8 protein-coding genes and 1 pseudogene are annotated in these 10,074 nt (G+C 34.8%); 1 reads left to right on the top strand and 8 read right to left on the bottom strand.

Annotation, left to right across the window (positions count from 1 at the left end):
- Nucleotides 1–100: 100 nt before the first annotated feature.
- From ACVBAX_RS09060 to ACVBAX_RS09050, 3 genes are all read right to left on the bottom strand, one after another.
- A complete protein-coding gene (locus ACVBAX_RS09060; protein WP_447116726.1) occupies nt 101–691 on the bottom strand; it encodes a transposase in 591 nt (196 codons plus the stop codon).
- Between the two features lie 19 nt (nt 692–710).
- Nucleotides 711–2,222, bottom strand: coding sequence for a YifB family Mg chelatase-like AAA ATPase (locus tag ACVBAX_RS09055; RefSeq protein ID WP_447116725.1), 1,512 nt, complete (start codon nt 2,220–2,222; stop codon nt 711–713).
- A 461-nt stretch (nt 2,223–2,683) separates the two neighbouring features.
- Complete coding sequence (locus tag ACVBAX_RS09050) at nt 2,684–3,202, bottom strand: hypothetical protein (protein WP_447116724.1); 519 nt, start codon at nt 3,200–3,202, stop codon at nt 2,684–2,686.
- 439 nt (nt 3,203–3,641) lie between these two features.
- On the opposite strand from ACVBAX_RS09050, the pseudogene ACVBAX_RS09045 reads away from it, so the two are divergent.
- Nucleotides 3,642–4,238, top strand: a pseudogene (locus tag ACVBAX_RS09045) (ATP-binding protein); the annotation flags it as partial.
- Between the two features lie 483 nt (nt 4,239–4,721).
- On the opposite strand, the gene galE reads toward ACVBAX_RS09045, so the two are convergent.
- The 5 genes from galE to ACVBAX_RS09020 form a co-directional block, all read right to left on the bottom strand.
- Complete coding sequence (gene galE / locus ACVBAX_RS09040; protein WP_447116723.1) at nt 4,722–5,756, bottom strand: UDP-glucose 4-epimerase GalE; 1,035 nt, start codon at nt 5,754–5,756, stop codon at nt 4,722–4,724.
- Between the two features lie 24 nt (nt 5,757–5,780).
- Complete coding sequence (gene murJ / locus ACVBAX_RS09035) at nt 5,781–7,304, bottom strand: murein biosynthesis integral membrane protein MurJ (RefSeq protein ID WP_447116722.1); 1,524 nt, start codon at nt 7,302–7,304, stop codon at nt 5,781–5,783.
- A gap of 78 nt (nt 7,305–7,382) precedes the next feature.
- On the bottom strand, nt 7,383–8,144 hold the full coding sequence (locus ACVBAX_RS09030; RefSeq protein WP_447116721.1) for an acylneuraminate cytidylyltransferase family protein: 762 nt from the start codon (nt 8,142–8,144) through the stop codon (nt 7,383–7,385).
- Nucleotides 8,144–9,094: a Gfo/Idh/MocA family oxidoreductase gene (locus ACVBAX_RS09025; RefSeq protein WP_447116720.1), complete on the bottom strand. Its 951-nt coding sequence runs from the start codon at nt 9,092–9,094 to the stop codon at nt 8,144–8,146. The genes ACVBAX_RS09030 and ACVBAX_RS09025 overlap by 1 nt, the downstream gene beginning before the upstream one ends.
- A 1-nt stretch (nt 9,095) precedes the next feature.
- Nucleotides 9,096–10,073, bottom strand: a complete 978-nt coding sequence (locus ACVBAX_RS09020; protein WP_447116719.1) for a Gfo/Idh/MocA family protein — start codon at nt 10,071–10,073, stop codon at nt 9,096–9,098.
- Nucleotide 10,074 lies beyond the last annotated feature (1 nt).

Raw genomic sequence — 10,074 nt, 5'->3', positions numbered from 1 at the left:
TAGCCCAATCACAGAGAGTTTACTAGTATGAGAAGTTGTTGACAAGTGACTTTTTTATTTATCTAGCTCCGTAAGAACTACATAAATTAACTGCCGAACCCTACATTTTTATTCTGCCATAAACATCTAAGCACTGGTCATGATTAACCCTCTCATTATACTCTCTGAATCGGGCTATAGCCGCTTTTTTATCATTTGAGAATAAACGGAGAATCCATTTACGATCTAGTAAGTATTTGGGATAAACTTCTTGATCGTAGTATCCAAGGCAACTACTCCATTTCCACTCATCGACACGACTGACCATCCCTGCTTTAACCGGGTTTTGGTGGATATACCTAACAACGGTAATCAGATAAGCGGACGTTTCAACATTCTCGCTTTTAAATCGGTCTTGAAATAAGTGACCTGTGGTATGGTATTTCCAATTGTAATATCCTACAAAGCTTACTCCCACTCGTTTCATTGTAACTGATAAAGGTTCCTTGCCTTCTTTTAAGAGTAGATGAATGTGGTTACTCATTAGGCACCATGCGTATACAAGCATCCCGGCTCTCTTTTTATATCTCTCAAGTGCATCTAGAAAGAACATACAATCTTCTTCATCGTGAAAAATCTCCTGTCGATTCGCTCCCCTCCATATGACGTGGTAAATCCTGCTCCTACTTTTCTCCCGAGCATGTCTTGGCACTTCCTCACCAACTCCCAAGTTAGATTACCGGTGATTCACGATTACTTTTCCTTAATGTCACTGCTTCATGGAGATCTCCATCTGATATACTAGTCTCCCCTCTCAGATCGGCAATTGTTCTGGCTAACCTGATGATTTTAATTTGCACTCGGTTACTTAGGCCTTGTTTAATAGATAACGATTGGAGAAATTGCTGTTGCTGATTAGTTAGTGGACTGTTGGAAATCAACTGTTCAAATGGAACTCTACCATTACATATCTCTTTTCCATAGCGATGATATTGTCGCTCTCTAGCTGCAACCACCCGCTCTTTTACCCGTTGAGAAGATTCTATTTCTCTAATATTTTGGGTTTGAAGATTAACAGGTTCTAACGATAAAATAATATCCATTCTGTCTAAGATGGGGCCTGATACACGGGTCTTATAGGCTTTTATCTGTTTTTCAGAGCATGTACAATATTGCAGATTAGATCCCAAATAGCCACATGGACATGGATTCATAGCGGCAATAAAAATAAACTGTGCGGGATAAGTTACGGTGGAATGTACGCGGCTAATGGTGACTTTCTCGTTTTCTAGGGGTTGCCTTAACATATCTAATGTTTTCTTTGAGAATTCACCTAACTCATCCAAAAAAAGTACTCCCCGGTGAGCCAATGATACTTCCCCAGGTTTAGGATTGGTTCCTCCACCAATGATGGATACAGCGGATGCGGAATGATGAGGATGACGGTAAGGAGGTAGGGATAGAGCGGGATAAGAAGTACCAGCTAACTGATACAGGCTGATCTTTTCAAGCTGTGCTTCTTTGGACAATGGTGGCAAAATAGAAGGAAATGTTTCGGCTAAAAGGCTCTTTCCACACCCAGGTGGACCATCCATCAACACATAGTGCTCACCGGAAGCGGCAATCTCTAAAGCTCGTTTTGCCGTTAGATGTCCAATAATTTGGTTTAAGTCCCGTTCAAAGGTAACTTTTTCTTCACAAATGGTTTTTGGTTGAATGAAGGAAAAGGTCTCTTGTCCGGCGAGATGGTCAATGACTTCTTGTATCGAGCCAATATAAACAAGGTCTAAATCGTCAATTTCCACTTTAGGGAGGGTGGGATCAAATGGGAGAAAAAGCTTCGTTAATCGGAGTTTTTTTGCGGCCAGTACAGCCGCTATCATTCCTTCCACAGGAAGAACCGTACCGTCCAACGATAAGGCACCAATGAATCCAGCATCTACGGGAATCTTATCTTTTAAAAACTCACCACTCTTAAGTATTCCAAGCGCAATAGCCAAATCAAACAGAGGCCCATTCTTTTTTTGTTCCGTTGGGGAAAGATTAATAGTTACTTTCCGATCCACTAACGGAAATCCGATGTTATGTAACGCGGCTGTTACCCGTTCCTTCGATTCCTTTACGGATGCATCCGGAAGCCCAACAATAACAAAGGAATCCACACCCTCATAGATCTGAACCTCCACTTGAACACGGTAACCCTCCAAGCCTTTTAAGCCAATACTAATTACCTTTGCTGACACCTTATCAGTCCTCCAATACCGTATAGTAATAATTCTTAGGAAATGTTGTATGTTACTTATTATATCGTTTGTGAGTGTGAGATTTGAAAGGTATAGATTGAATAATAAGATAAATGGATGTTTGGTTTTTCAGATGAGGGTTGGGGCACGTTTTAGGGTTTACCATTATCATAACTTACAAGCTTGAAAAATCAATATATTCTTTTTGACTAAAGAGTGAAGTGAAGTAATATTCATTACTCTAGGAAGCAGGTGAACTGTCCCCGTGCTTCTCGTGGCTCTTAATTATTTTGTAGTTTGATAACACTGGCTTTTTTCCCCGCACTTACTGGCTCAGATGTCCGCATACAGTGGCTCAATCTATCCGCAATACTCACCGTCTAATTCTGGACAGGCAACACCGTCAACTTTTGGTCATTTTGAGATAGCAAAAACAAAGAAGCACGAGAACCGTCCCCGTGCTACTCACTCTTTTCTAACATTTTTAAGATAGTATTTGAATAAGATTTAACTTCATGCAACCCAGACTCTATTCCATAAAGAATATATTCCTCAACTGACATAGGGGCATCTTCAGTTAACTTGAGAGTTAAGGGGTCTAGATCTAATGACTTAATGGTCTTTTTTACCCCTTTTTTAATATTATTTGTCTTTTCAGTAAACCATGGAGTAAAGTCCATTTCACCTTTTGTTGTTATCTGTTTTGCATATCTTGCTCCCAAGACATTTTCTTTTGGCAACCCATGGATTTCACCGGTTTCTTTAGAAGGATTAAAAAGTTCAACAAACTCATCACTAAGATAGAATATTTTTAATAACTCAGCACTCACTTCTGGCTTTTCTGTCGTTGTCTTTAAATATCCTTCTAATTTATCCTCGGCTGATTCAGCTAATCTCAGAATCTCTTCTAGCTTTGGTTTAAAATACTCCTTAACTTCCAGCACTATTATTCCCCTCCATTTAATAATTCCTTTACTCAAAAATATCACCTTTCCACTTTGCAAACAACAAATTTCCACCCTAGACTATTATGTTGTACACTGCTGATTTATTTTCAAAAGATATATTACTTACAAATACTAATTAGAACTAGCGTAAATTTTAGTATTTAATTGTTTTTGCTAACTTCACTTTGAGCCACTCCGATCATCAAAAAGTGAGCCACTTGGCACGTTGATTCTGGAGATTCTGGAATGTCTTGACATGGAGCCTCCAGAGGTATGATTTAGCTCGAAAGGCGACACAACAAGGTGTTTCGAGTAGGCAACGAGCCTATCATACCTCTCACTCCAAATCAAGAAGTGTTCAAACTGGAAATTGAGTGGCTTACGATTTCTCGGTCGGAGTGGCTCTATTTAAATGATCAAATACATTAATATTAAATGACCCGGTTACTATTCAAGCCAAGTAAAAAGGAAGCACGAGAACCGTCCCTGTGCTTCCAAGTTTCCGGAAATAGTTACATTCAAAGATTTCCGAATAGAAGAACAATCAGCTATTGGAGAGAAGCAATTAAATGTATTAAAGGAATTGTCTTGGATTGACGAATATTTTACGTTGATAATGATGGGCCCTACAGGTGTCGGAAAGACGTTCCTTTCAACAGCCCTCGGTATCCACGCCATTGAGCGTGGGTACCAGGTATCATTTATATCGATGGAGAGACTCATTTATGTGCTGAAGTCTAAAGAGCATATAAGTAAGTCTAAAACAAGGTATAAAAGGATAACGTCTTCTGACTTAATCATTATAGATGATTTAATGTATGTCGCTTTTGAACCAGAAGAAGCTCATCTGTTCTTTCAGTTCATTTACGAGATGTATGACAAGGCAGCATTCATCCTTACATCAAATAAAGGTCCAGCAGAATGGGGAAAATTCCTAGGGGACCAAACACTTACGACGGCAATACTGGATCGTCTTTTACACCGAAGTGAGATATTAAGCTTCAAAGAGGATCAAGACAGTATAAGAATGAAATATCGAAAGGTCTTATTTGATAATCAAAGTGTTTAATCTTATTTGATAATCAAAGTGTTTAATCTTATTTGGTGAAAACTGTTCAAACTTATTTGTGAAAAACTGTTGATTTCTACTTGACGGTTACAGCTCTCCATTAACATTATTAATTTAGGTAAATCTGTAAGACTATTAATTTCGATATCGGTATTAATGTTTATTCGCATATGCATAATATTTACCTCGAGAATATTATGCAGTTGAACCATCAAAACTGTACATACTTATGTGATCACTTCTGTACATTCTTAAATTAGCATTTATAGTTGGGCAACTAAGATTATTGATGAGCAAATAGGAGACAAAAGATTTAAATAATAAAAACTGGCATTGGAACAAACTCTGTTCTAATGGCTCTTAATTATTTTGTAGTTTGATAACACTGGCTTTTTTTCCCCGCACTTACTGGCTCAGATGTCCGCATACAGTGGTTTAATCTATCCGCAATACTTACCGTCTTATTCTTGACAGGCAACACCGTCAACTTTTGGTCATCTTGAGATAGCAAAAATAAAGAAGCACGAGAACCGTCCCCGTGCTTCTCCCTGGATTATTCTTATGCCAATTCCATGCATCGGTAATTATTTTCTCTAATGAATCAAACTGTGGTCTCCAACCTAAGATACGTTTTGCTTTCTCTGATGAAGCAATTAAGACTGCTGGATCACCCGCTCTTCTCTCTTTAACTTCTGCTGGAATTGGGTGATTTGTTACTTTTCTTGCCACATCAATTACTTCTTTGACTGAATAACCATTACCGTTACCTAGATTAAAAGTTTCACTAGGATTATCTTTTCTTAAGTATTCTAATGCTTGATAATGTGCTGAGGCTAAGTCCATTACATGAATGTAATCTCTAATACAGGTTCCATCTTCTGTCGGATAATCATCACCAAACATATAAATCTTTTCCCTTTGTCCTAGAGGCACCTGTAGAATTAAAGGAATAAGGTGAGTTTCTGGATCATGATCTTCTCCAATATTTCCGCTCTCATGTGCTCCTGCAGCGTTAAAATATCTTAAAGATACATATTTAATCCCATAACCTTGATCAAACCACTTCATCATCTTTTCCATTGCTAATTTTGTCTCACCATAAGTGTTTGTAGGATTGGTTTCATATTCTTCAAGAATTGGTATGTTCTTAGGTTCACCATAAGTAGCTGCAGTTGATGAGAATACTATTCTGTTAACATTATTATCCCTCATTACATCTAATAGACACATCAGGCCATAAACATTGTTATGATAATATTCATATGGCTTTTCCATGCTTTCGCCAACTAGGGAGTTAGCAGCAAAGTGAATGACAGCTTCGATATTATGAGTCTTAAAGACATTATCCAATGTCTCTTTATCTCTGAGATCAATTTCATAAAAATGCTTTGAGTCAATTGCAGCTCTATGACCACTCTGGAGATTATCGACAACAACTATATCTTCATTCTGATCTAAAAAATGTCTCACTGTATGGGAACCAATATAGCCTGCCCCTCCGGTTATAAGTACTTGCATTTATTTGACCCCTTTAAAAGTTTATTACACAACTGTTTTTTTAAACTTCCTTTTAACTGCTTTCACAATTATATTAACCTCATCAATCTTTATAAAATAGATAATCAAAAAGTATGATATAATTCCTATAATAACTGCAATTAATAGAGACAAAATTGGGCTTTGTGTAGTTAGCATAAAATCGAATGATAGTTTGGCTAATAAGCCCATAACTAATGAAGCTAAAGAAATCTTTAGCAATGAAATACTGATCTTTTTCATTCCTAGTGAACCAATTTTCTTTCTTAAACTAATAAATAGAAGTACAGTCGTAACAATTGCTGCAATACTTGTTGCTAATGCTATGCCTCCTATACCTAAGTACCTTGATAAAAGAACATTCAAAATGATATTAATAACCATTCCAATTGCTGCATTGACCATCGGTGTTTTAGTATCCTGTATTGAAAAAAATACTCTTGATAGGACTTCTCGCATTCCAAAACCAACCATACCAATAGAGTAGAAAAATAATGCATATGAGGTCATTGATATAGCTTCTATATCGAATGCACCTCGCCCAAATAAAAAAATAACTATAGGCTTAGAAAATATCATTGAAAGTAAAGTTGCTGGCACAACCAACAAACTAATTCCAATTATAGCTTTAGATAAAGAATTTTTTAACCCATTTAAGTTTTTCTCCGCTGCCATTCTTGACATCACGGGATATAAAACCGTAACTATAGACATTACAAATATTCCTTGCAAAAATACATTAAGCTTACTAGCATAATTTAAGGCCGAAACTCCCCCCTGAACTATTTGCGATGCTATAGTTCTATCAACTAATAAATTAATCTGATTAACCGATATTCCCAATATTACTGGAAAAGCTATAAATGCCATTTTTTTTATATTCTTGTCTTTTAGATCAAATACTAATTTATATTTATACTTATTTCTTTTTATATAATGTATCAGTATAGGAATTTGAGAAGCCGATGCAATTACGAATCCTATCGCTAGGAATAAAACATTAATCTTGTAACTCAATATAATTGATATTATTACAACAATGTTAAGTGGTACTCCTATCAAAGCAGGAGCAATATAATTATTCTTAATTTGAAGATATCCACTAAATATTGATACAATTACCGTAAAATACATTGCAAATAAACTAATTTTTGTAAACTGCACTGTTAAGGCTAAGGTTTCTCCTTCAAATCCCGAAGCAAATATCTTTACAATTTGCTCTGTAAATAAAAAACATACAATAATTATTATAGTGCATAGTATAATCAATATATTTATAAGATTGTTTGTAAACCTATTAGCTTCTACTTCTCCTTCATCTTTTATTATTTTGGTATATATAGGAATATACCCAGCCCCTAACCCCGCCGCTATAAATCCAAATATTACGCTCGGAATAGTAGTTGAAATCAGGTAAGCATCACTGGTACTTGAAGCTCCATATACAAAGGAAAGTATTATATCCCGCCCAAATCCAATTATTTTTGAAAAAACCGTAATCACCATTAATAGTAAAGTAATCTTCTTCATCTATTTATCAAACTCTCCACATTCTTAAGAGGAAAACATACGCTATTTCCATTTTGACTGCTTATTCTTCTGTCATTTTCATTTCAAAATATTAATAATATTTTCTCTTATTTTAAACATGTCTTTATTGCTTTCAAATAAATGCTTACCAATAACCTGCATATATTCAAGGTCTTTTTCATGATCAATATCTAATACTGCGGTATCAGTCATCGTTATTACTTCACATTTTCCTTCAAATATTCCCTTACCACTCTCAAGAAACGAAGGGGAGTATGCATATAAAGATGCATTCATATCGAAAATTTCTGGAGCTTCTTGTCTTGAATTAAATGACGATTCAATAACTCTTGTATAACCATCACCCGTTTTTTTCACCATATTGAAGTAAGGATTTCTTCTTGATTCAGTGACGGAAAATACAACATCCGCTTCCGAAGCTTTCTTTTGTTTAAGCAGACGATCAATATCTTGTACAGTCCTTAATGGGGAAGTAATGTCCAAATCAACAACTGTATCATAAGCAATTAATTTCCTTTTCTGCATTATCTCAAGACTATTTAAAATCACTTCGACTTTGGGTGTATTGTCCAACCCTAATGATATATCTCTTTCGATAACATATACTTTAACCTTCAAATTATCTTGAAATAATTTAATAAGATCTTCACTATCTGTATTTAAAACAATATCACAATGTGAATCGGGATTATGCTTTTTATATAAATCAATTGCAGAAACTGTGTAGAAAGCCAATGGATATCCTAAGAATTCTTTTAAATTCTTGTTTTTGATTCCTTTTGATCCAGCCCGCCCACATATAGTAAATAATATATTCATTACAAATTTCCATCCTTTACTATCTTAAGAGTCTTCAATGCAGTTGGTATATCATTATGATTTATTGCTTTTCCCTCCAAAACATCGAAAAAATATACCATTTCCTTATATTGAAAGTCATCCCTCGATTCCTTAAATGATAAAGTTCTACCACTTTTTAAATAACGTATTTCACTATTTATCAAGTCTCCAACTACGGTATCTTCGTCAGTAAATAGTTGAATTTCTCTAATAGGTTTACGGCCAAAATAATCTAAATGAACCTCTAAAGCCATGTTTTTAAATCTTGCCAAATAAAGAGATAAATCATCACTATCTATTTCTAAATTAGAAAATTGACCTCTAATATTATATAGTTGTTCGGGTTGTCCAAACAAATAATATAAATAGTCCCATTCATGGATTAGGTCAATTGATACTCCGCCACCTTGATCCCTATGTGCACTGTAAGTTGTCCTATAATCTACATTCGGTCTCCAGTCTGGAAGATAGCTTGAACATATTACCCTTGCACAGTATACCTTAGTTAGGTCACAATTTTGTTTTAAATATTGAATCACATTGGTATACCTTAATGGACAAGCAACATAATAAACTGCATCTTTTTTCAAAGAAAGATCATCTATAGAGTTATCTTCTTTATCAAACACAGGTTTCTCAATAAACATGTGTTTCGTCTTGGGAACAAACTGCTTTACAGTTTCAAAGTGTAAATAAGTTGGATTCGTAACAAAGATAATATCATAATTATTAGGAACATCCTCAAAGGAATAATATATTTCGTTTATTGTTTGTTCAATTTCTTTGTCCATGCTTTTACCTGAACCACTTCTTATCAGGTCAATCGTATAAGAATAGTCTTTTTCCTTTAATACATGTGTAATATTATGCAGATGCCTTGTTCCTATTGATCCAAGACCAATTATGCCTATTTTATAGTTTTTATTCATGTCAGGCCTCAATCTCGTCAATGATTTTTAATATTTCTTTATCTTTTTGAAAACTATACAATGGAACTTCTTTATTTCTTATAGTTTCAAAAAAAGAAACTATTTCATTTAAATAGGCATTCTCCACCACGAAATTACTGTAATTATCCAATTGATCAACTTCCTTATACAATTGAACTTCAATATCCTTTTTTAAATCATAATCATAAATTCTAAGTCCTGTTGGTGAACCATCCCAATTAAGATATAACTGTTCTCCGAAAACTTCTAAGTTTCTTACTGCTTTTCTAGATAATACATCCACTGCAAGCGTTCCCTTGTGCCCTGTATTATGTTGAATAATAACTAAATAGTTATCGTTATAATCAATACTTAAATTACTAATTTTGTTTTTTACTACATTTACGTTTATGATATCTCCAAATACATCTGTTAACCATGGGAGCTCAATAGCAAAAATTTCTCTACATCCATTTGAGCGCTTGTCCCCTACAAAAAAGTCTTTATAATTTTCCCAAGGATGCCAATCTGGCAAATATTGTCCAACATGGTAAGTATAATTCAATAAACCATTTACATTTTCAACTGAAGACTTTATTTTTTTTATTTCATCCCTATACAAAAATGTAGATGAGAGAAATAAAACTAAATTTCGTTCTTTTGCTAAAGCGATATTCTCATCATAGCCATCAGACACCAAATTCAACTCAGTGAAAACATGTATTTCTTTTTTAAGACATAGAGAAATAATCTTATAATGAGATAATGGTGATGTACAAATGAAAGAACAATCCACTTGGTTTACAAGAGTCAAATCAGTCAGGCTTTCATAAGTTTCTATATTGTATTCCTTACTACATTCTTTTCTACGTATCTCATTTGTATCTACACCAATAATTTCAATTGTTTTATCATACATTTGGATCAAGCGAATTCGTCTCTTCCCCATTGAACCTAATCCAATTACTGCAACTTTCATC

This window comes from Robertmurraya sp. GLU-23 (genome assembly GCF_052983275.1).
This window is presented reverse-complemented; position numbering and strand designations above follow the sequence as displayed.

Bases quoted from the DNA above. Each gene is read 5' to 3' on its own strand.
- galE (WP_447116723.1), bottom strand. From the start codon at position 5,756: ATGCAAGTACTTATAACCGGAGGGGCAGGCTATATTGGTTCCCATACA.
- murJ (WP_447116722.1), bottom strand. From the start codon at position 7,304: ATGAAGAAGATTACTTTACTATTAATGGTGATTACGGTTTTTTCAAAA.
- ACVBAX_RS09030 (WP_447116721.1), bottom strand. From the start codon at position 8,144: ATGAATATATTATTTACTATATGTGGGCGGGCTGGATCAAAAGGAATC.
- ACVBAX_RS09025 (WP_447116720.1), bottom strand. From the start codon at position 9,094: ATGAATAAAAACTATAAAATAGGCATAATTGGTCTTGGATCAATAGGA.
- ACVBAX_RS09020 (WP_447116719.1), bottom strand. From the start codon at position 10,073: ATGAAAGTTGCAGTAATTGGATTAGGTTCAATGGGGAAGAGACGAATT.